Raw genomic sequence first — 729 nt, 5'->3', positions numbered from 1 at the left:
AAGTTCGGGGTGTCGCTGATGGCCTTGCGGATGTACCAGCCGATGATGCCCATGGGAATGGCCACCAGGAACGGGATGCGCCAGGCGAAGGAGCCGAAGCCGCCGCCGTCGATCGCGGACTGGGTGAGCCAGGGGGACATGGCGTAGGCAACCAGGGTGCCGGTCAGCAGGGCCGCGAAGGAGGCGATCTGGGCGAAGGAAGTGATGATGCCGCGCTTGCCTTCGGGGGCGTGCTCGGCCAGGAAGGTCATGGCGCCGGCAGCTTCGCCGCCCACGGAGAAGCCCTGCAGCATGCGCAGCAGCACCAGCAGGATGGGGGCGGCGACGCCGATGGCGGCATACGGGGGCAGCAGGCCGATGCCCGCCGTGGCRATGCTGATCAGCATGATGACGAAGACCAGGAGCTTCTGCCGGCCGATGATGTCACCAAGGTATCCGCACACTACGGCGCCGAGCGGCCGCACAAAGAAGGACACGGCGTAACCCGCGAAGACGAACAGCAGGGCATTGTCCGGGTTGCCCGGGGCAAGGAAGACAAGCGCAAGGGTTCCCGCCATGAAGGCGAAAATGCCATTGTCGTAGAGTTCCACGAAGATGCCCACACAGCCGGCGGTGACCACCTTGCGGGTCTGCCGGCCCGTAAGCCGTTCGTGCTGCGTCTCAGCAGCGTTGGTGCTTGTTGTCATGTGCTTTTCCTTGATGTTTGGAGCGTAGCAAGGCGCTATGTCG

General features: G+C 64.6%; 1 protein-coding gene. It reads right to left on the bottom strand.

Going from position 1 to position 729, the window contains the following annotated elements; genetic code table 11:
* The coding region (locus BIU82_RS15990) for an MFS transporter (RefSeq protein ID WP_139146658.1) at nucleotides 1–686 on the bottom strand (686 nt) is incomplete at its 3' end.
* Nucleotides 687–729 lie beyond the last annotated feature (43 nt).

This window comes from Arthrobacter sp. SW1 (genome assembly GCF_001766675.1).
GTDB lineage: Bacteria > Actinomycetota > Actinomycetes > Actinomycetales > Micrococcaceae > Arthrobacter.
Note: the sequence above shows the minus strand (reverse complement) of the source record. Positions and strands in the feature narration are given on the sequence as shown.